Origin of the sequence: Enterobacter sp. JMULE2, assembly GCF_013337145.1 — a bacterium.
Taxonomy (GTDB): Bacteria; Pseudomonadota; Gammaproteobacteria; order Enterobacterales; family Enterobacteriaceae; genus Enterobacter; species Enterobacter mori.
Genome location: NZ_SGWD01000016.1, coordinates 399,147 through 419,576, shown reverse-complemented (window position 1 = coordinate 419,576; position 20,430 = coordinate 399,147). Strand labels below are relative to the sequence as shown.

Here is a 20,430-nt window from a genome sequence, read left to right as displayed (position 1 = left end):
TAGTGTATCGTGTCCATTTTATTAACTTTCAATGAGTTGGCTTTTGTTTTTATTGTCAGGTGTCTTCCTGTCTCATTGGAACTCATGAAATTCTGAGCGTCTTATCATGCAATGTTTGGTGACCATGATAACGGAGTCTGTAGGGCAGGAAAACAGAAGGAGAAGGCTCTTTCGACTAAAGTGCGTACCGGATTCCATCTATGCGAAAACGGGGCTTTTTGTACGTACCTTCCGCATAAGAGCACTCGTTATATTATTCATTCATTCAGGAACGCATTCTTTCGCTCACTTATGCCGTAACTTCTTGCTTTGACAAGAAATAGCCGCAGCGTATAATTATCATTCATATCAATAGTTTCCCGATTCTGTTTGCTGTCGAGCGAGTAGCGTATGTTTTGGATAATTAACGATAATATTAAATTTTGTCCTGACAAAAACGTCCTTGTCTCGTTGAATAAACCTGAATTAAGCGTAATTCTGACAACGCCTGCAAGTCGTTGTCTTGCGCTTTTACTGGAATCCTCGCCAGAGGTGGTGAACCAGAAAGAATTCTTCGATAAAGTGTGGGGCGAGGATGGGATGATCGTCCCGGCAAATACGCTTTATCAGAATATCTCTATTATCCGGCGCGGTTTGCGTTCGGCTGGAGAAACGAGCGACACGCTGGTTGCGACGGTGCCGAGAAAAGGTTTCCAGATTCATAAAAGCGTAAAGGTCACCCGCGTTGAAACGGATGGGGTGGATACAGAAGAACCTGCAGAGGTTTCGTTGCCCGAAGCGCCTCTGACGGTGCCTGTCGAACAACCGGCGGTGAATACGTCTCAGGTGCCGGTCGAAAAAAAATCGCCGCGTAAATTACGTCGCCTGTTTTTTCCTGTGCTCTTAATGATTATCTCCTTTGCACTGGGCTATTTCATGCTGCATCACATCTTCCGAGATAATCCGGATAAAGATTTTTTCCAGAATTACACCATTAACCGAACCGAAAACGGTTGCCACTATTTCTCGCAAAGTGATGATATTAAAAGTATTGGTAATTTCTCGCGCTTTATTAAAATTATCATGAAAACCGGGCTTGATTGTAAAAAGTATCCGTGGATTTATTTCTCTTCTTCCAGCAATGCGCCTGCCCTGTCCGTGCTCGCCTGCAGAAAGCCTTATGAAGCAAAACCCAATGCAGAATGCACGGCATTGTATTTCAGGGGGTATATGCAATGAAGAAAAGGACAATCGCTATACTGTGCCTGGTGTTTTTTGCCGCGGGCGCGCTGATTTCCTGGCTTTATCATTTGCGCCTGGAAAAAATGGAAAACACGGAAGCCTGTTCGGCCTCTATCGTCGTGTATCACGAGAATGCACGTGCCAACATTACGCTCGACTTCATGTATACGATGAAGACGCAAACCGGCATTGTTGCGGTAAGCGGCACGTATTATAAGAACGACAAAGTGGCAGGCGTTATCCGCAGGGATGTCTCCTATGTCTGGACGGAAAACAAGGACTCCTTCCACTTTACGTCGCTCAATATTCATCATGTGAATGATGATGAATCACTGCCCAATGACGTTATCAGCGATGTTCTGCCCGACTTCTTTGTTTATCCGAATAAAAAAATGAATTATTCAATTACAAAACAAGGGCCTAAGGGGTTTATGTTCTCCGTGGGTAAGCGCCCAATATTCTTCTGCGCGCGCTGACTGGCCTAGAATAGGTGATGTCGCCGCCTGCACGGCGGCATGGTTATTTCCCGTCTTCTTCCACCAACTCAATGATGATTTTCCCCTGTTCGACGCCCACTCTGACCCGCGAATGGGTTGTAAAACCCGCTTTTTCAAGCCAGTCGCCTTTGAGACTCAGTGCAGCGTGCATACTGTATCGGCGCGGGATCTTGGTTTTACGATCTTCATGGCGCTTTCTAAAATAGCCGACTTTTAAATGACGGTATGTTTTTGTAGCGGTAATCGCTTGCATAGGCACTCCACTTGGCTGGCTAACAGGGGAACGTATTGGCTGTATAAAATACCAGTAACCCTGGCATCGCGCCGGCTTAATAGCGGAAGGCGTCTTCAGAAAGCGGAATGCAACGACTGAAAATCACTGCGTAAAGGAGTATCATGAATGCAATTTATGAGAGGGTGATCTCCCATGTCCGGTAAACGCATCGCAAGAGAAAAAGTGACGATCGCCAAAATGATCGCCTTATATGAGAAAAAATGTCCTCAGGCTTCAACAGAGGAGGGGCATTATCAGGCGCTTAGAACCTATGCCGATAAGCGTCTCGATAAATGTGCGTTTGGGGAAGAAAAGCCGGCCTGTAAACAGTGTCCCATTCACTGCTACCAGCCCGCGAAGCGAGAAGAGATGAAGCAGGTGATGCGCTGGGCGGGGCCGAGAATGCTGTGGCGTCATCCGATTCTGACTCTCCGTCATCTGATTGACGATCGTCGTCCAGTACCGGCGTTGCCGCAAAAGTATCGTCCGAAAACGTAACGTATTTATTACCGAAGCGGTCGACAGATAATATTCAAGGCGACAGCGCTGCAGAGTGGAAAAATGGCCAGCAGTAGCCAGGGATAAACGGCCTCCAGCGAGGGCTCCAGCGCGCGATCCAGCAGGCTGCCAAACAGCAGGTTTCCTGCCAGTACCGCAATGCCCCCGGCGGTTGAGAGTGCGCCATAGTGGGCCCCAATCGTCGATTCCTCGGCGAAGCGGGGGATGAGATCTTTTGCAGACGGCACCAGCAGCATCTGCCCCAGCGTTAACAGCGTGACCATGCTCGCAGAGGGCAACAGCCGCAGCCAGCCTTCCGGCGGCTCCTTTGCGGCAAACAGCGCCACGCTGGCAAAGGCCGCGGAGAGCAGCAAAAAGCCCACGGGCAAAATTCTGACCGCGCCGATCCGCCTTGCAACACGCGCAAGGGGGAGTTGAAACGCGACGATCAGCACCGAGGCCAGCATAAACAGTGGGCCCAGATCTTTCTCGCTGCCTCCGGAGCGCTGGATCTCCACCGGTAGCGCCAGGTAGAGCTGGTTATAGCTCAACAGCCACGAGCTGTAGGCGATGATAAAGGCGACGAATCGCGTCTGGCGAAATGTTGTCCACCAGGGCTGAATAGCGAGCGGACGCTGGCTATGGCGGGCAGCCGGCAGGCAGAAGTAGAGCACCGCGAGCGCGACGACAAACACGCCGGCGCCTGCCAGCGCAACCTGACGAAAGCCAAGCCCCGTCAGCAGGGCACCCGCAATCGGGCCCAGCACCGCGCCCAGTTCCCCGCAAACGGCAAAGAGCGCAAACCACTCTGCGCGGCTCCGTTTACCTTTTGCCTCACTTTGCGTTCCCGCTTTCGCCAGCAGCGCTTCAATGGCGGGCGAGAAGAGCGCGCCGCCGATGCCGGTCAGACACGCCCCGAGAATAATAGGCCACAGCGATTGCCCGAAGGCCAGCAGCAGATAACCCGCTACGCGGATGACGCAGCCGCTCAGGATAACGATTTTCGCGCCGTAGCGGTCCGACAGCGCGCCGCCAACGATAAACATCCCCTGCTGCGAAAACGTGCGCAGACCAAGCACCAGCCCGATCAGCCCGCCGGAGAGCAGCAGGTCATCGCGCAGGAATATCGCCAGGAAGGGCACAACGGCATAAAAGCCAATGTTGAAAACAAATTGGCTGCCCAGCAGAACGGGCGGCCAGAGGGTGGCGGCAGGGCGCAATGGCATGCTGTTTACTCGGCTCTACACAATAAAGTGAATGTGCTTTTTACCATGGTACGGCGAGATCTCAATTTTGGTTTTCACTCTGAAAACGTCCCATAGCAGCTCCTCCGACAGGATCGCCTGCGGGGTGCCGGTTGCGACGATCTGCCCTTTTTGCATAACGATCAGCGAATCGCAGAACATCGATGCGTGGTTAAGATCGTGGATGGCGACGATGCTGGTCACCGGCAGCTCGCTGATGAGATGCATCAGCTGCATCTGATGGTGAATGTCCAGGTGGTTGGTGGGTTCATCCAGCAGGATTTCGGTTGGCGTTTGCGCCAGCGCGCGGGCGATATGCACCCGCTGCCGTTCCCCGCCGGACAGGCTCATCCAGCCCTGCTCGCTGCGGTCCAGCATATCGACACGCTGCAAGGCGGCAGTGACGGTTTCGTCATCCTGCGTGCTCCAGTTCGAAAAAGGGGAGTGGTGCGGAATGCGCCCGAGCTTCACCACGTCGCGCACGCGCATGTTGGCATCGGTCATGCCGTGCTGCTCAACGAACGCCACGCGGCGCGCCAGCTGCTTTTTGGCGATGCGGGAGATGTCCTGACCGTCCAGGGTAACGCTGCCGCTGTCCGGGCGACGCAGCCCTGCCAGAATGCGCAAAAGCGACGATTTTCCGCAGCCGTTAGGGCCGAGCAGTCCTACCGTTTCGCCGCGTGAAACCTTCAGCGAGACGCCGTTGACGATGACCTTTTTGCCTACCTTCCAGGTAATATTTTCAGCGCAGATACTCATCACTTATTCCTTGAACGGTAGATAATTACGGCAAAGAACGGCACGCCCACCAGCGCGGTGACTACGCCGACGGGCAGGCTCTGTGGGGCAATCAGCATGCGCGAGGCGATATCGGCCAGCACCATCAGGATCGCGCCCGCCAGCGCGCTGGCAATCAGCAGCGTGCGGTGTAGCGGCCCGAACAGGAAGCGCATGACGTGCGGCACCACCAGACCCACAAAGCCGATTGAGCCCGCCATGCTGACGATGGTCGCGGTAATCAGTGCGGTGGTGGTGAACAAGGCAAGACGCACCCAGGGTACGGCAATGCCTAAAGAGGCGGCGGCATCGTCACCGAAGGTGAACGCATCCAGCGCCCGGGAATAGTAAAGACAGACGGCAAGGCCCGCCAGCACGACCACCAGCGCCAGCTGGAATTCCGGCCAGCGTACGCCGCTGAAGCTGCCCAGCAGCCAGAACATCACGTCGCGCGCCTGCTGCGCGCTGGCGGAGGTGCTGATGGTATAGGCGGTAATGGCGTTGAACAGCTGTGAGGCGGCTACGCCCGCCAGAATAGTGCGTTCATTGCCGCCGCGCGCGCCGTTCGTCAGGAAGGCGACAAACGCAAAGGCGGCAAACGCCCCGGCAAACGCGCCCGCAGAGAGCGACACCGCGCCGGTGCCAATCCCTAATACGACGACCGACACCGCACCGGTTGACGCACCCGCCGACACGCCGAGCACGTAAGGTTCCGCCAGCGCGTTCTTCAGCAGGCTTTGCAGCACGGCGCCGCAGATGGCTAGCCCCGCGCCGCAGCAGGCCGCCACCAGCGCGCGGCTCAGGCGAAAGTCCCAGATCACGCTTTCATAGATGCGGTTGAGCGGAACGTCGGTCAGCCCCAGCTTATTGCCAATAGCGTAAAAGACGTTGGAAAGCGGAATCGACAGCTCGCCGACGCTGACGCCGAGGGCGATCACCAGCAACAGCAGGACGACGGCTAGCAGAGCAGAGGTGGTCAGGAACAGGCCCTGTCGGGCCTGAAGTACGGCTGCCGTCATCAGTTCAGCCCCAGCTTTCTGAGCTGTTCGCCCACCTGTTCAGCGCCGTAAATCGTGCGGATTGTCGGGTTCATGGCCTGGCCGTCCATCACCACGATATGGCCTTTCTTTACCGCGTCCAGCTGGCTGACGGCGGGATCGCTTTTCAGGAATTTGATTTTCTCTTCCGCGTTATCCAGCGCCCAGCGGTTACGATCCAGGCTGGAGACAACAATCACGTCCGGGTTCGCGGCGATAATGCTTTCCCAGCCGACGGTTGGCCATTCGGTCTCAGCGGTAATGGCGTTATGGCCGCCCAGCACGTTGGCAATAAAACCGGAGGCGCTGTTTTTCCCGCCGACATAGGCATCCGCCGAAGGCGAGGCGCTTGAGAACCAGAAGACAAACGAGAGATCTTGTTTGTTTTTACCAAATTCCTGACGCAGGTCGGCCTCGCGTTTTTTGAAATCGGCAATGACGGCCTGGCCGCGCGCTTCAACGTTGAAAATCTTCGCGAAATCTTCAATCTCTTGATAAAGGTACGTCATATCCCACAGCGTCTGGCGGCTGCCGTACATATCGCCTGCGGCCTTTTTGGTGGCGCACATGCCTGGTGATAAATAGCTGTTCACGCCGACGGTGGCCAGATCTTCACGTTTTGCGACCTTACTTTCTGGCCCGAGCAGCAGAGGAAGCTGGGCTGGAACAAAATCGGGATTTTGCGAAAGGATGGATTCCAGCGTCGGGATTTCTACCGTCAGGGTTTTGATTTTTGCATTCTTTTCAGCCAGCTGCGGCAGCACTTTGGTCGGCCAGAAGGCGCTGGCCTTCACCTTATCTTCCAGGCCCAGCAGGAGCAAAATTTCGACGGTGTTCTGACCCAGGGCCACGACGCGTTCCGGCGCTTTGGTGAACGTCTCTTTATACCCACAGTTTTCAATCGTCAGGGGATATGTGGTTGCCAGAGCAGAACCGACCGACGCAATCGCCAGGCCTAACGCGCAGATGACCTTTTTCATTAAACGCTACCCTTCATTAATATTATTGTTGTTGCAAATGAAACTCATTATTAAGGCGGAATTTTATACAGAGGAAACGATTTGGTGTCAATGAGGGACAATCGCGTAGGGTAACGAAAGGCGGTGTCAGAAAACACCGCCGGAATGTGGACTCAAACCAGGCTCTCTTTATCAATCCCAAGCCGCTTCATGCGCGACAGCAGGGTAGTGCGTTTTAACCCCAGGCGCTGGGCGGCACCTTTAGGCCCGGCCACCACGCCGTTGGTCTCTTTCAGCACGCGCATAATCAGCTGATACTCATCTTCGCCGTTCTGCGCCACTTCTGCCGCAACGAGGGTTTCGTCCGGCAGGGAGATTTCAGGCAGGGAGAGCTGCAGAACGCTCCCGCGCGTCAGCAGCACCGCGCGCTCGATAACGTTTTCCAGTTCGCGCACGTTGCCCGGCCACTCCATCGACGAGAGGGTGCGTAACGTCTCGGCTGGGATGCTGTCGATATTTCTCCCCATCCGCCGCGCAATCTTTGCGGTAAAGGCTTTGACCAGCAGCGGGATATCTTCCGGGCGTTCGCGCAGCGGCGGCAGGCAGATCGGGAAGACGTTCAGACGATAGTAGAGGTCGCTGCGAAACTCGCGGTCGGCGACCATTTTTTTCAGGTCACGGTTGGTGGCGGCAATCAGCCGCACGTCGGTCTGAATCAGCTTGTTGCTGCCAAGCCGCTCAAACTCTTGCTCCTGCAGGACGCGCAACAGCTTCGGCTGCAGCTCCAGCGGCATATCGCCCACTTCATCAAGGAACAGCGAGCTTTTGTCCGCCAGCTCAAAACGGCCCAGCCGCTGGCTGCTGGCCCCGGTGAATGCACCGCGTTCATGGCCGAACAGATCGCTTTCCAGCAGTCCCGCAGGCATCGCGGCGCAGTTCATCTTCACCATCCGGCGGCTGTTGCGGTTGCTCAGGTTGTGAATGGCGCGGGCTATCAGCTCTTTACCCGTACCGGTTTCGCCCAGAATCAGCACCGTGCTGTCGCTCTGCGCCACCATCTCAACCTGCTTGAGCACGCTGTACATGGCGTCGCTGCGCCCGATGATTTCGCCAAACTCGCTGTCCACGTTATTGAGCTGTTCGGTCAGGGCGAGGTTTTCGTCCACCAGCCGCTCTTTCAGGCGGTGGATCTCCTGGTAGGCGAGGGCGTTATCCAGCGCGATGGAGATACGCTCGGCAATCTGGCGCAGCAGCTTCAGGTTGGCGGTGGTGAATACGCCTTCCTCACACTGCGCCAGCTTCAGCACGCCCAGCATGGTGTTGCCGGACATCAGCGGCAGCAGGCACAGGGTCTGAATTTTGTTGCCCCAGGTGTTGAACAGCATTCGCTCGTAAGGCGCCACCGGATCCTGTTCGTTCAGGTTGAGCAGCAGGATCTCTTTGCTTTTAAACACCCGCTCGGAGAGCGTACCGGCCTCATCGACCTCGCTCTGCTCGTGTGCCGGATTGGCCTCATCAAGATAGTGGGTGGAGTAGATGTTCAGCTTGCCCTTGCGATGGCCGCGAAGCGCAATGCTGATAGCATCGATTTTGAAATAGTGGTGGATCTCTTTCGAGACTTCGCTGACCAGCTCATCCATGTCGAGGCGCGACAGCACGGCGTTGGTGATGGCGACCAGAATGCGGAAGTTGTCGCGCTCGCGGCTCAGCAGGTCGTAATCGACGTTGTTGGTGACGCGGCTCTGGATCTGCTCAGCCACCACGGCCACTATCTGGGTAAAGGTGTGCAGGCGCTCGTACTCCGCCTCGCTCCAGGGCTGGTCGGTCGTGCGGATAAACTCGCAGCCGCCAAAAATCTGACCCTCTGCCGCCAGCGGCAACATGCAGTAATGCCCGAAAGGCTGATAGAGATTGCTCTCCGCCAGCCTTGGCCACGCCATCCTGAACTCCGCAAAATTGCAGTGCAGCACTTCAGGCCGGGAGAGTATACGGCGCACCGGGCCATGCGCGAGGTACGTTTCGTCCTCATACTCAAACGCTTTGCCGTTATCACGCGTTGAGTAGTAGCTCGCGCGATGCGTTCCGCTATGCCACAGCACAATCGCGGCGCTGTCCGCCAGCGCAGATTGCCTGACCAGCCGGGTCAGGGCATCGCTCAGCGCGCCGAGATCGGGCTGCTGTAAAAGTGTGCGCGTGATGTCAAACAGGCCCTGCTGTCCAAGATCGCTCATCGGTGTATACGGCATATTGCTTTCCAATAGAAACTGGCAAAAAAAGAGATTCAGTGCTGACCGCTTATGGCGCGGTTCTAGCAAATTCGGGGTAAGGGTTCCGCGTGCGGCAGATCCAGCGTGCGTTTAACGCCATACAGCCCGGCCAGGCGCACCCCTTTGCGCTCAACCACTTCGCCAATGATAGCGGCGTTTTTTCCTGAGGGATGGGCGCGAAGCTGTTCCAGCACCGCTTCTGCAGCGGTACGTTCCACGCCGATCACCAGTTTACCTTCGTTAGCAAAGTTAAGCGGATCAAGTCCCAGCAGTTCGCACAGTCCGCGCACGGCAGGCTTGACGGGCAGATCGCGCTCGGTCAGCTCAATGCCGCATCCGCAGCTTGCCGCAAACTCGTGCACGACGGCATTCACGCCGCCTCGGGTGGCGTCCCGCAGGGCTTTTACGCCCGGAAGGGTACGCAGGGTTTGAATCAGCGGTGTGAGTACCGCGCAGTCGCTGCGCAGTTCGCCGTCCAGACCTAAGCCTTCGCGCAGGTTAAGAATGGTTGCCCCGTGGCAGCCCAGCGTTCCGGTCACGATCAACACGTCGCCTGCGCCAAGCTGCTGCGCGCCCCAGTGAATATCGGCCGGTATTGCCCCCATTCCTGCAGTATTGATGAAAAGTTTATCCGCCGCGCCGCGCTGGACCACTTTGGTATCACCGGTGACGATAGCAATGCCCGCTTCGCGTGCGGTCTGCGCCATGCTGCTGACCACCGCGTTAAGCGTTGCCATCGGTAAACCCTCTTCGAGAATAAACCCGCAGGAGAGGTAGCGCGGAACCGCGCCGCTGACGGCGATATCATTGGCCGTACCGCAAATGGCGAGCTTGCCGATATCACCGCCGGGAAAGAACAGCGGGTCGATGACGTAGCTGTCGGTCGAAAACGCCAGTCTGTCACCGTGAGCGGTAAGCGTTGACAGGTCAATGCGCGCCTGGTCTTCCTGCTCGGCCAGCCAGGGGTTGTTGAATGCTTCCATAAACAGCTGATTAATGAGCTGCTGCATCGCCTGACCACCGCTGCCGTGCGCCATTTCAACTGTGTTCATGCTTCACACTCCTGATTGCGGAACTGATACCACGCGGCGCATGCTCCTTCGGAGGAGACCATCAGCGCGCCAAACGCGGTTTGTGGGTTACAGGTATTGCCATATAACGGGCAATGATGAGGTTTGCATTTGCCGGTGAGTACCTCACCGCAGCGCGCGCGCGGATCGTCACACACCTGCTGCGGCTGCGGGCGAAAATGTGCCTCTGCGTCGAAGGATTGATACGCGGGCGTCAGACGCACGCCGGATTCGGCAATCACTCCCAGACCGCGCCATTCGCTGTCGCCCTCAACGCTAAACACGTCGGCTATCGCCTGCTGCGCTCGTTCATTACCTGCATCGGGCACCACGCGGCGATACTGATTTTCCACCGCGCTCAGGGCCGCTATTTTCTGCTCAACCAGCATGGTTACGCCTTGCAGTAGATCAAGCGGTTCGAAACCAGCCACCACTAACGGACGATTGTACTGTTCAGCGATAAAACCATAGGCGTCTGTGCCAATCACCATGCTGACGTGGCCCGGTGCCAGAAAGGCGTCAATGCCGTTTTCCGGCTCCTCCAGCAGGCTCCGCAGCGTGGGGATGAGCGTGATGTGCTGGCAGAAAAAGAAAAAGTTATCGACGCTGTGCGCTTTAGCCTGCTGCAGCGTGATGGCGGTGGCGGGCATGGTGGTTTCAAACCCCAGGCCAAAAAACACGACCTTGTGCGCGGGGTTATCCGCTGCCAGCGTCAGGGCATCCATCGGCGAATAGACGATCCGGATGTCGGCCCCGCGCGCTTTCGCCTGCAGCAGCGAGCCATTTTTCCCCGGCACGCGCATCGCGTCGCCAAAGGTGCAGAAAATGACGTTGGGCTGGCTGGCAATGTCGATGCAGCTGTCGATACGCCCCATCGGCAAAACGCAGACCGGGCAGCCGGGGCCGTGGATAAACTCGATGTTTTCCGGCAGCAGCTGGTCGAGGCCAAATTTGAAGATGGCGTGCGTGTGTCCGCCGCACACCTCCATGATCCGCAGCGGTCTTTCTTTGGTGTAGTCCAGCAGCGCTGCGCGCGTTTTCAGGTGCCCGATAAGCTGCATCACCTGTTCCGGCGCGCGGTATTCATCAACGTAACGCATGTGCTATCGCTCCTCGCCGTACAGGAGCGCGCCCACGTCAGGCTCCACGTCGAACATGTTTTGCAGGGCGTCGAGCGTGTCGCGGGCTTCCGCTTCGTTAATCACGCTCATGGCAAACCCCACGTGGACCAGCACCCACTGGCCGAGACGCGATGCGCCCGTTTCATCGCAGCTGCCCACCAGCGTGAGATCGACATCGCGCAGGATACCGCAGACTTCAACTTTGGCCTGGTTACCGTCGATGGTGTGAATTTGTCCGGGGACGCCTATGCACATCGTCCGCTCTCCAGCCAGTTCAGCCATGCATCCATCCCGTCGCCGCGCGTGGCGGAGACCAGCAGGATCGTAATGTCCGGGTTCACTTCCCGGGCGCAGGACAGGCATTTATCCACGTCGAAATTCAGGTACGGCAGCAGATCAACTTTATTCAGCAGCATGAGGGAGGCGGCGGCAAACATATGTGGGTACTTCAGCGGTTTGTCTTCCCCTTCGGTGACGGAGAGCACCGCGACTTTATGCCGTTCGCCAAGGTCAAAGCTCGCCGGACAGACCAGGTTGCCGACGTTTTCAATGAACAGGATGCCGTTATCCGCCAGCGGCAGGCGCGGCGTGGCGTCGGCAATCATCTGCGCATCCAGATGGCAGCCTTTGCCGGTGTTGACCTGAATCGCCGGCGTGCCGGTTTCGCGAATGCGCGCCGCGTCGTTAACGGTTTGCTGGTCGCCTTCGATGACGGCGCAGGAAACACGTTCGTTCAGGCGTTTGAGGGTTTCGGTCAGCAGCGTGGTTTTGCCGGAGCCGGGGCTGGACACCAGGTTCAGCACCAGCTGTTGACGGGCGGCAAAGCGGGCGCGGTTGCGGGCGGCAATCTGGTTATTTTTGTCCAGCACGTTGATTTCCACCTCCAGCATCTGGCGCTGGCTGATGCCCGGCGCGTGGGTACCCGCTTCGCCGTGGCCGTAGTGCAGATCGCCCGCAGAGGATTGCTGCGGCGCAAAGGTGATACCCGTCAGCGTCGCCGCAGGACGCGGGGCCGGTGAAAAGGGCGCGGAGCGAAACGCGGAATGAGGACGATGTTCATCCCCTTCGATATACAGGTTGCCTTCGGCGCAACCGCAGGTGCTACACATACATTACTCCTTCTCAATTTCGAGGCGTTGGATCTGCATACCGTCATCCGCCACGATCCGCAGCCCGGTATTCTGGCACTGCGGGCAGCGCTGAACCTTTGATGACAGCAGGGTCACGTACTGCTGACACTGCTCACACCAGCACTCCGCCTGCTGCTCTTCAATATGAAGCTCGCAGCCTTCTGCCAGCGTGCCGCGGCACACCAGTTCAAAACAGAAGGTCAGGGCGCTGGTCTCGACGCAGGAAAACGCCCCGATCTTCAGCCAGACGCCGGTGACGCGCTTCGCGTGGTTTTGCACTGCCTGCTGTTCGATAAGATCCAGAGCCCGCTGGCAGAGGGTGATTTCGTGCATGACGCCTCCTCAATGAATTGCGCCATTGAATGCAATAACGGTGCCAGCTTGATTTTTGTTAGGGCGTGACGGTGTCAACACTGTCGAAATGACACGTCGACACCGCGCGGTTGACAGTGCAATAAGAGTTAAAATCTATATAAATCATAATCTTAAAAATTGGCATGGAATCTGCTTAACAGCCGCTATCTCCATTAACCGGATACCTTTTATGACTATTTGGGAAATCAGCGAAAAAGCGGATTACATCGCGCAGCGTCATCAGCAGCTCCAGGATCAGTGGCACCTCTACTGCAACTCTCTGGTTCAGGGGATCACCCTGTCAAAGGCTCGTCTGCATCATGCGATGAGCTGCGCGGCGCAGGGCGATATGCGCTTTGTCCTTTTTGGCCACTTCACGGTCTTTGTCACCCTGGCGGACAGCTTTAACAGCCACACCATTGAGTACTTTGTTGAGAACAAAGAGGGTGAAAAACACTGTATTGCGCAAGCGCAGTTGATGGCTGACGGCATGGTCGATGGCTACGTCAGCAACCGCGATCGCCAGCAGGTGCTCGAGCACTATCTGGAGAAAATCGCGCCGGTTTATAACGGGCTTTATACCGCGGTTGAGCATGACCTGCCGGTCGATCTGAAACAGCTGACGGCGGGAAATGCCTCCGCAAACGTTGCCTGATAACCAAGTGTCGAAAGTGTCGATAAGACAGTTTTTCTTCGTCAAAAATGACCATCACCTGAGGATTGCCCGGTGAACCGTTTTGTAATTGCTGACTCGACGGTCTGTATTGGCTGTCGAACCTGTGAGGCGGCGTGTTCGGAAACCCACCGCCTGCACGGGCTGCAGTCCATGCCGCGTCTGCGCGTCATGCGTAATGAAAAAGAGTCTGCTCCGCAGCTCTGCCACCACTGTGAAGATGCCCCCTGCGCGGGTGTCTGCCCTGTGAATGCCATCACCCGCGTTGATGGCGCTGTCCAGCTCAACGAAAGCCTGTGTGTAAGCTGCAAGCTGTGCGGCATTGCCTGCCCGTTCGGTGCGATTGAATTTTCCGGCAACCGCCCGCTGCATATTCCGGCAAACGCAAATACCCCGAAAGCGCCGCCCGCACCACCCGCTCCGGCGAAGGTGAGCACGCTATTGGACTGGGTGCCCGGCATCCGCGCCGTCGCGGTGAAATGCGATCTGTGCAGCTTTGACGAACAGGGCCCGGCCTGCGTGCGCACCTGCCCGACCAGGGCGCTGATTCTGGTCAACATTCGCGACATCTCCCGCACCAGCAAGCGCAAGCGCGAGCTGACCATCAACAGCGATTTTGGCGATCTTTCGCTTTTGCAGGCGCTTAACGAGGGGGCGAAATGAACGCGATATTCATGATTAACAGCGCCGTGGCGTGCTTCACTGCCGCCGCCGTGCTGGCGCTGGTGTTCTCTTTCCATAAAACCCTGAGCGGGGGGATTGCCGGTATCGGCGGGGCGGTCGGTAGCGTGATGACGCTCGCTGCGGGCGGTGTCGTCCTGATCGGCGGGCAATCTGTTGAAACACTCATGCCGCTGATTCGTCATACCGTGGCTATTACTCCGCTGAATGCCATCTGGCTGGTGACCTTTGGCCTGTGCGGACTGTTTATCAGCCTGTTCAATATCGACTGGCACCGCCATGCGCACGCCAAAGCCAACGGCCTGCTGGTTAACCTGCTGATGGCAACGGCGATCTGTACCGTTATCGCCAGCAACCTCGGCGCGCTGGTGGTGATGGCGGAGATCATGGCGCTGTGCGGCGTGTTCCTGACGGGCTGCAGCGCCTCCGGCAAGCTGTGGTTTGCGCTGGGACGCCTCGGCACGCTGCTGCTGGCGCTGACCTGCTGGCGGGTGTGGCAACGTTTCGGCACGCTGGACTTCGCTGCGCTCAACGGTCATCCGCTGGGGAATGACGTCTGGCTGCTGGGCGTGATCGGCTTTGGCCTGCTCGCCGGGATTATCCCGCTGCACGGCTGGGTGCCGCAGGCGCATGCGAATGCCTCCGCGCCCGCCGCCGCGCTGTTTTCCACCGTCGTCATGAAGGTAGGGCTGTTCGGTATTCTGAGCATCACGCTGGCCGGCGGACAGCCGCCGCTGTGGTGGGGCGTCGTGCTGCTGATTGCCGGTATGATCACCGCGTTCATCGGCGGGCTGTACGCGCTGATGGAGCACAACATCCAGCGCCTGCTGGCGTACCACACGCTGGAAAACATCGGCATCATTCTGCTCGGAATGGGCGCGGGCGTGACCGGGCTGGCGCTCAATCATCCGGCGCTGATTGCGGCCGGGTTTATCGGCGGTCTCTATCATCTCGTCAACCACAGCCTGTTTAAAAGCACCCTGTTCCTCGGCGCGGGCAGCGTCTGGTTCCGCACCGGCCATCGGGATATCGAAAAGCTCGGTGGGATTGGCAAAAAGATGCCGGTGATTTCACTGGCGATGCTGGTAGGGCTAATGGCAATGGCCGCGCTGCCGCCGCTGAACGGCTTTGCCGGGGAGTGGGTGATCTATCAGTCCTTCTTCGCGCTCGGGCAGAGCGATGTCTTTATCGCACGCCTGCTCGGCCCGCTGCTGGCGGTCGGGCTGGCGATTACCGGGGCGCTGGCGGTGATGTGCATGGCGAAGGTTTACGGCGTCACCTTCCTCGGCGCGCCGCGCACCCGCGAAGCGGAAAACGCCTGCTGCGCACCGGTACTGATGTGTGCCAGCGTGGTCGCGCTGGCGCTGTGCTGCATCGCGGGCGGGGTCGCCGCGCCGTGGCTGCTGCCGCTGCTGGGCAACGCCATTCCGCTGCCGCTGACCGTGGCGAATACCACCGTCTCTCAGCCGATGATCGCGCTGCTGCTGATTGGCGCACCGCTGCTGCCGCTTGTCCTGATGCTGTTCTTCAAACGCGACCGCCTTGCCTCCCGCGCGCGCGGTGCGGCGTGGGCCTGCGGCTACGAACACGAACAGTCGATGGTTATCACCGCCCACGGTTTCGCCATGCCGGTGAAGGAGAACTTCGCCGTCGTGCTGAAGCTGCGCCACTGGCTGAACCCGAAGGGTTGGGTGCCGGGTTGGCAGAGTGCCGCCGCGCCCGCGCTGTTCCGTCGTCTGGCGCTGATCGAACTGGCGGTGCTGGTGATCATTGTGATTTCACGAGGAGCCTGACATGAGTTTGTTACTGGCCATTCTTCAGGCGCTGGTGCTGTTCGCCGCTGCGCCGCTGCTGTCGGGCATCACGCGCGTGGCACGCGCCCGAATGCATAACCGTCGCGGGCCCGGGGTGCTCCAGGAGTATCGCGATCTCTTCAAGCTGCTTTCTCGTCAGAGCGTGGCCCCGGATGCCGCAGGCTGGGTCTTCCGCCTGACGCCGTTCGTGATGGTGGGCGTGATGCTGACCATCGCCACCGCGCTGCCGGTGGTCACAGTGGCGTCGCCGCTGCACGTGCTTGGCGATCTGATTACGCTTATCTACCTCTTCGCCATCGCCCGCTTCTTCTTTGCCATTGCGGGCCTGGACACCGGGAGCCCATTTACCGGCATCGGTGCCAGCCGCGAGGCGATGCTGGGCGTGCTGGTTGAGCCGATCCTGCTGCTGGGGCTGTGGGTTGCCGCGCAGGTCGCGGGTTCCACCCATATCAGCTTTATCACCGACACCGTTTACCACTGGCCTGTGGCGCGCTCGATCCCGCTGGTGCTGGCGCTCTGCGCCTGCGCGTTCGCCACCTTTATTGAGATGGGCAAACTGCCGTTCGATCTGGCGGAAGCCGAGCAGGAGCTGCAGGAAGGGCCGCTTACCGAATACAGCGGCTACGGCTTTGCGGTGCTGAAGTGGGGCATCAGCCTCAAGCAGCTGGTAGTGCTGCAGATGTTTGTCGGCGTCTTCTTCCCGTGGGGGCAGATGACCCACTTCTCCGCGGGCGGCCTGGTGCTGGCGGTTGTTGTTGCCGCCCTCAAGCTGCTGGTCGGCGTGCTGGTGATTGCCCTGTTTGAAAACAGCATGGCGCGCCTGCGTTTTGTGGAAACGTCACGCATCACCTGGGCCGGTTTTGGTTTTGCATTTTTAGCGTTCGTCTCCTTGCTGGTGGCGTGATTAAAGAGAATTTTTATGTCTGAAGAAAAGAAAGGTCAGCAGTATCTCGCCGCGTTGCATCAGGCCTTCCCCGGCGTAGTTCTGGAGGAGTCCTGGCAAACCAAAGACCAGATAACCGTCACCGTAAAGGTGAACTATCTGCCGGAAGTGGTGGAGTTTCTCTACTACCAGCAGGGCGGCTGGCTGTCGGTGCTGTTCGGTAACGACGAGCGCCAGCTGTGCGGCAACTATGCGGTGTACTACGTGATGTCGATGGAGCAGGGCGAAAAGTGCTGGCTCACCGTGCGCGTCGAAGTTGACCCAAATAAGCCGGAATACCCGTCCGTCACGCCGCGCGTGCCTGCCGCCGTCTGGGGCGAGCGCGAAGTGCGAGACATGTACGGCCTGGTGCCGGTCGGCCTGCCGGACGAGCGACGCCTGGTGCTGCCGGACGACTGGCCGGACGAACTTTATCCGCTGCGCAAAGACAGCATGGACTACCGCCAGCGCCCGGCGCCGACCACCGACAGCGAAACCTACGAGTTCATCAACGAGCTGGGCAGCAAGAAGAACAACGTGGTGCCGATTGGCCCGCTGCACGTCACCTCCGACGAACCGGGCCACTTCCGCCTGTTCGTCGATGGCGAAAACATTATCGACGCCGACTACCGCCTGTTCTACGTCCATCGCGGCATGGAAAAGCTGGCGGAAACCCGCATGGGATACAACGAAGTGACGTTTCTTTCTGACCGCGTGTGCGGGATCTGCGGCTTCGCCCACAGCACCGCCTACACCACCTCGGTGGAGAACGGCATGGGGATCGTGGTGCCCGAACGCGCGCAGATGATCCGCGCCATTCTGCTGGAGGTGGAGCGCCTGCACTCGCACCTGCTGAACCTCGGCCTGGCCTGTCACTTCGTCGGTTTTGACTCCGGGTTTATGCAGTTCTTCCGCGTGCGCGAGGCGTCGATGAAGATGGCGGAGATCCTCACCGGGGCGCGTAAAACCTACGGTCTGAACCTGATCGGTGGGATCCGCCGCGACCTGCTGAAGGACGACATGATCCAGACCCGTCAGCTGGCGCAGCAGATGCGCCGCGACGTGCAGGAGCTGGTGGACATGCTGCTCAGTACGCCAAACATCGAGCAGCGCACCGTCGGCATCGGCCGCCTTGACCCGGAAATCGCCCGCGACTTCAGCAACGTCGGCCCAATGGTGCGCGCCAGCGGCCACGCCCGCGACACCCGCGCCGATCACCCGTTCGTCGGCTACGGCCTGTTGCCGATGACCGTGCACAGCGAGCAGGGCTGCGACGTTATTTCGCGCCTCAAGGTGCGTATCAACGAGGTATTCACCGCCCTGAATATGATCGACTTCGGCCTCGATAACCTGCCGGGCGGCCCGCTGATGGTGGAGGGCTTCACCTACATCCCGAACCGCTTTGCCCTCGGCTTTGCCGAAGCGCCGCGCGGGGACGACATTCACTGGAGCATGACCGGCGACAACCAGAAGCTCTACCGCTGGCGCTGCCGCGCGGCCACCTACGCCAACTGGCCAACCCTACGCTACATGCTGCGCGGCAACACGGTTTCCGATGCACCGCTGATCATCGGCAGCCTCGACCCGTGCTACTCCTGCACCGACCGCATGACCGTCGTGGACGTGCGCAAGAAGAAAAGCCAGGTGGTGCCGTACAAAGAGCTTGAGCGCTACAGCATCGAGCGTAAAAACTCGCCGCTGAAATAAGGACTCGCCATGTTTACCTTTATCAAAAAAGTGATCAAAACCGGCACGCAGACCAGCAGCTATCCGCTGGAGCCGATGCCGGTGGATAAAAACTTTCGCGGCAAGCCGGAGCACAATCCGCAGCAGTGCATCGGCTGCGCGGCCTGCGTCAACGCCTGTCCGTCGAATGCCCTGACGGTGGAAACGGATCTCAAAACTGGCGAGTTGGCCTGGCAGTTTAACCTCGGGCGCTGCATCTTCTGCGGCCGCTGCGAGGAGGTCTGCCCGACGGTCGCCATTCGCCTGTCGCAGGAGTACGAGCTGGCGGTGTGGAAGAAAGAGGATTTCCTCCAGCAGTCGCGCTTTGATCTGTGCAGCTGCCGCGTCTGTAGACGCCCGTTCGCCGTGCAGAAAGAGATCGACTACGCCATCGCGCTGCTGCAGCACAACGGCGACGCCCGCGCGGAGCATCATCGTGAAAGCTTTGAAACCTGCCCGGAGTGCAAGCGTCAGAAGTGCCTGCTGCCGTCCGACCGCATTGATATCACCCGCCATATGAGAGAGGCCAGCTGATGGACAATTTACTCGGCCCGCGCGACGCAAACGGCATTCCGGTGCCGATGACGGTGGACGAATCCATCGCCAGCATGAAGGCGTCGCTGCTGAAAAAAATCAAACGCTCGGCCTACGTCTACCGCGTGGACTGCGGCGGCTGCAACGGCTGCGAGATTGAGATCTTCGCCACCCTGTCACCGCTGTTTGACGCCGAGCGCTTCGGCATCAAGGTGGTGCCGTCTCCGCGTCATGCGGACATTCTGCTGTTTACCGGGGCCGTCACCCGCGCCATGCGCTCCCCCGCGCTGCGCGCCTGGCAGTCTGCGCCGGACCCGAAAATCTGCATCTCGTACGGGGCCTGCGGCAACAGCGGCGGCATCTTCCACGACCTTTACTGCGTCTGGGGTGGCACCGACAAAATCGTGCCGGTGGACGTCTACATTCCGGGCTGTCCGCCAACGCCCGCCGCGACGCTGTACGGCTTTGCGATGGCGCTCGGCCTGCTGGAGCAAAAAATCCACGCCCGCGAGCCGGGCGAGCTGGACAACCAACCTGCGGCCATCCTGCACCCGGACATGGTGCAGCCGCTGCGGGTGAAAGTGGACCGCACGGCGCGCAGGCTGGCTGGCTACCGCTACGGGCGTCAGATTGCCGACGATTATCTGCGCCTGCTGAGCCAGGGCGAACATCAGGTGGCGCGCTGGCTGGAGGCGGAAAACGATCCGCGTCTCAATGAGATCGTGGCGAACCTGAACAGCATTGTGGATGAGGCGCGTATCCGATGAGTGAAACGGTGGTGTTCAGCCAGCTGAGCCGTAAGTTTATTGATGAGAACGATGCCACGCCGGATGCGGCGCAGCAGGTGGTCTATTACAGCCTGGCGATTGGGCACCACCTCGGGGTGATCGACTGCCTGGAGGCGGCGTTAAGCTGCCCGTGGCCCGAGTACCTGACGTGGATCGCCACGCTGGAGGAGGGCAGCACGGCGCGGCGCAAGATGGAGGGCGTGCCGAAGTATGGCGAGATCGTCATCGACGCCAACCACATTGCGATGCTCGCCAACGCCTTTAACGCGGCGCTGAGCAGGCAAACCCCCGAGCAGCAGGCGTGGAGCAAAACGCTGCTCAGCATGCTGCATGATATTCATCAGGAGAGCGCCATCTACCTGATGGTGAGGAGATTACGTGACTGACGTTTTACTGTGCGTGGGCAACAGCATGATGGGCGACGACGGCGCGGGGCCGCTACTGGCAGAGATGTGCGCCGCGAACCCGCAGGGCGGCTGGGTAGTGATTGACGGCGGCAGCGCGCCGGAAAACGACGTGGTCGCCATTCGCGAACTGCGTCCGGACAGGCTGTTAATCGTCGATGCCACCGATATGGGTCTTAACCCCGGTGAGATCCGCCTGATTGACCCGGACGACATCGCCGAGATGTTTATGATGACGACGCACAATATGCCGCTGAACTACCTGGTCGATCAGATTAAAGACGACGTGGGCGAGGTGCTGTTTTTGGGCATTCAGCCGGACATCGTTGGGTTTTATTACCCGATGACGCCGCCGGTGAAAGAGGCGGTGGACGTGGTCTATTCACGGCTTGCCGGATGGGTTGGGGACGGGGGATTTTCCCGGCTCTGAACAGCGCCCG

23 protein-coding genes are annotated in these 20,430 nt (G+C 58.7%); 12 read left to right on the top strand and 11 right to left on the bottom strand.

The window, feature by feature from the left end:
* Positions 1 to 390: 390 nt before the first annotated feature.
* Together EXW94_RS22065 and EXW94_RS22060 are read left to right on the top strand one after the other, a co-directional pair.
* Positions 391 to 1,218 carry a transcriptional regulator gene (locus EXW94_RS22065; protein WP_174341012.1) on the top strand — a complete coding sequence of 276 codons (828 nt, stop codon included), beginning with the start codon at positions 391 to 393 and terminating at the stop codon, positions 1,216 to 1,218.
* Entirely contained in the window at positions 1,215 to 1,697 is a 483-nt protein-coding gene (locus tag EXW94_RS22060) for a hypothetical protein (RefSeq protein WP_108416387.1), read from the top strand. Before EXW94_RS22065 ends, EXW94_RS22060 begins: the two co-directional genes overlap by 4 nt.
* Positions 1,698 to 1,740: 43 nt before the next feature.
* Here EXW94_RS22060 and EXW94_RS22055 read toward each other — a convergent pair whose 3' ends face one another.
* Entirely contained in the window at positions 1,741 to 1,971 is a 231-nt protein-coding gene (locus EXW94_RS22055; RefSeq protein ID WP_010434511.1) for a SymE family type I addiction module toxin, read from the bottom strand.
* Positions 1,972 to 2,145: 174 nt separating this feature from the next.
* On the opposite strand from EXW94_RS22055, the gene EXW94_RS22050 reads away from it, so the two are divergent.
* The gene (locus EXW94_RS22050) at positions 2,146 to 2,490 is read left to right on the top strand and encodes a nitrous oxide-stimulated promoter family protein (protein WP_174341011.1); all 345 of its coding nucleotides are present in this window, start codon (positions 2,146 to 2,148) and stop codon (positions 2,488 to 2,490) included.
* A gap of 8 nt (positions 2,491 to 2,498) precedes the next feature.
* Here EXW94_RS22050 and EXW94_RS22045 read toward each other — a convergent pair whose 3' ends face one another.
* The 10 genes from EXW94_RS22045 to hypA all read right to left on the bottom strand — a co-directional run bounded on the left by EXW94_RS22045 (position 2,499) and on the right by hypA (position 12,428).
* Positions 2,499 to 3,716, bottom strand: coding sequence for an MFS transporter (locus EXW94_RS22045; protein WP_174341010.1), 1,218 nt, complete (start codon positions 3,714 to 3,716; stop codon positions 2,499 to 2,501).
* A gap of 15 nt (positions 3,717 to 3,731) precedes the next feature.
* Complete coding sequence (locus EXW94_RS22040; RefSeq protein WP_174341009.1) at positions 3,732 to 4,493, bottom strand: ABC transporter ATP-binding protein; 762 nt, start codon at positions 4,491 to 4,493, stop codon at positions 3,732 to 3,734.
* Positions 4,493 to 5,530 carry an iron ABC transporter permease gene (locus tag EXW94_RS22035; protein WP_042717167.1) on the bottom strand — a complete coding sequence of 346 codons (1,038 nt, stop codon included), beginning with the start codon at positions 5,528 to 5,530 and terminating at the stop codon, positions 4,493 to 4,495. The genes EXW94_RS22040 and EXW94_RS22035 overlap by 1 nt, the downstream gene beginning before the upstream one ends.
* Positions 5,530 to 6,528, bottom strand: a complete 999-nt coding sequence (locus tag EXW94_RS22030) for an ABC transporter substrate-binding protein (RefSeq protein ID WP_174341008.1) — start codon at positions 6,526 to 6,528, stop codon at positions 5,530 to 5,532. The genes EXW94_RS22035 and EXW94_RS22030 overlap by 1 nt, the downstream gene beginning before the upstream one ends.
* Before the next feature lie 152 nt (positions 6,529 to 6,680).
* Entirely contained in the window at positions 6,681 to 8,753 is a 2,073-nt protein-coding gene (flhA, locus tag EXW94_RS22025; RefSeq protein ID WP_108416390.1) for a formate hydrogenlyase transcriptional activator FlhA, read from the bottom strand.
* Between the two features lie 62 nt (positions 8,754 to 8,815).
* The gene (gene hypE / locus EXW94_RS22020) at positions 8,816 to 9,826 is read right to left on the bottom strand and encodes a hydrogenase expression/formation protein HypE (RefSeq protein WP_108416391.1); all 1,011 of its coding nucleotides are present in this window, start codon (positions 9,824 to 9,826) and stop codon (positions 8,816 to 8,818) included.
* Positions 9,823 to 10,944, bottom strand: coding sequence for a hydrogenase formation protein HypD (gene hypD / locus EXW94_RS22015; RefSeq protein WP_174341007.1), 1,122 nt, complete (start codon positions 10,942 to 10,944; stop codon positions 9,823 to 9,825). The genes hypE and hypD overlap by 4 nt, the downstream gene beginning before the upstream one ends.
* Before the next feature lie 3 nt (positions 10,945 to 10,947).
* A complete protein-coding gene (locus EXW94_RS22010) occupies positions 10,948 to 11,220 on the bottom strand; it encodes a HypC/HybG/HupF family hydrogenase formation chaperone (RefSeq protein ID WP_108416393.1) in 273 nt (90 codons plus the stop codon).
* On the bottom strand, positions 11,211 to 12,074 hold the full coding sequence (gene hypB, locus EXW94_RS22005) for a hydrogenase nickel incorporation protein HypB (RefSeq protein ID WP_174341006.1): 864 nt from the start codon (positions 12,072 to 12,074) through the stop codon (positions 11,211 to 11,213). The genes EXW94_RS22010 and hypB overlap by 10 nt, the downstream gene beginning before the upstream one ends.
* Before the next feature lie 3 nt (positions 12,075 to 12,077).
* Positions 12,078 to 12,428 carry a hydrogenase maturation nickel metallochaperone HypA gene (gene hypA / locus EXW94_RS22000; protein WP_174341005.1) on the bottom strand — a complete coding sequence of 117 codons (351 nt, stop codon included), beginning with the start codon at positions 12,426 to 12,428 and terminating at the stop codon, positions 12,078 to 12,080.
* Positions 12,429 to 12,639: 211 nt separating this feature from the next.
* On the opposite strand from hypA, the gene hycA reads away from it, so the two are divergent.
* From hycA to hycI, 9 genes are all read left to right on the top strand, one after another.
* The gene (gene hycA, locus EXW94_RS21995) at positions 12,640 to 13,104 is read left to right on the top strand and encodes a formate hydrogenlyase regulator HycA (protein ID WP_108416396.1); all 465 of its coding nucleotides are present in this window, start codon (positions 12,640 to 12,642) and stop codon (positions 13,102 to 13,104) included.
* 72 nt (positions 13,105 to 13,176) lie between these two features.
* Positions 13,177 to 13,785, top strand: coding sequence for a 4Fe-4S dicluster domain-containing protein (locus tag EXW94_RS21990; RefSeq protein ID WP_174341004.1), 609 nt, complete (start codon positions 13,177 to 13,179; stop codon positions 13,783 to 13,785).
* Entirely contained in the window at positions 13,782 to 15,596 is a 1,815-nt protein-coding gene (hycC, locus tag EXW94_RS21985; protein WP_174341003.1) for a formate hydrogenlyase subunit 3, read from the top strand. The genes EXW94_RS21990 and hycC overlap by 4 nt, the downstream gene beginning before the upstream one ends.
* Position 15,597: 1 nt before the next feature.
* The gene (locus EXW94_RS21980) at positions 15,598 to 16,521 is read left to right on the top strand and encodes a respiratory chain complex I subunit 1 family protein (protein WP_174341002.1); all 924 of its coding nucleotides are present in this window, start codon (positions 15,598 to 15,600) and stop codon (positions 16,519 to 16,521) included.
* Positions 16,522 to 16,536: 15 nt separating this feature from the next.
* A complete protein-coding gene (gene hycE, locus EXW94_RS21975) occupies positions 16,537 to 18,246 on the top strand; it encodes a formate hydrogenlyase subunit HycE (protein WP_120159343.1) in 1,710 nt (569 codons plus the stop codon).
* Between the two features lie 9 nt (positions 18,247 to 18,255).
* Complete coding sequence (locus EXW94_RS21970) at positions 18,256 to 18,798, top strand: formate hydrogenlyase complex iron-sulfur subunit (RefSeq protein ID WP_023308967.1); 543 nt, start codon at positions 18,256 to 18,258, stop codon at positions 18,796 to 18,798.
* The gene (gene hycG, locus EXW94_RS21965) at positions 18,798 to 19,565 is read left to right on the top strand and encodes a formate hydrogenlyase subunit HycG (RefSeq protein ID WP_174341001.1); all 768 of its coding nucleotides are present in this window, start codon (positions 18,798 to 18,800) and stop codon (positions 19,563 to 19,565) included. The genes EXW94_RS21970 and hycG overlap by 1 nt, the downstream gene beginning before the upstream one ends.
* Entirely contained in the window at positions 19,562 to 19,972 is a 411-nt protein-coding gene (locus EXW94_RS21960) for a formate hydrogenlyase maturation HycH family protein (RefSeq protein ID WP_174341000.1), read from the top strand. Before hycG ends, EXW94_RS21960 begins: the two co-directional genes overlap by 4 nt.
* Entirely contained in the window at positions 19,965 to 20,420 is a 456-nt protein-coding gene (hycI, locus tag EXW94_RS21955; protein ID WP_120159340.1) for a hydrogenase maturation peptidase HycI, read from the top strand. Before EXW94_RS21960 ends, hycI begins: the two co-directional genes overlap by 8 nt.
* Positions 20,421 to 20,430: the final 10 nt, after the last annotated feature.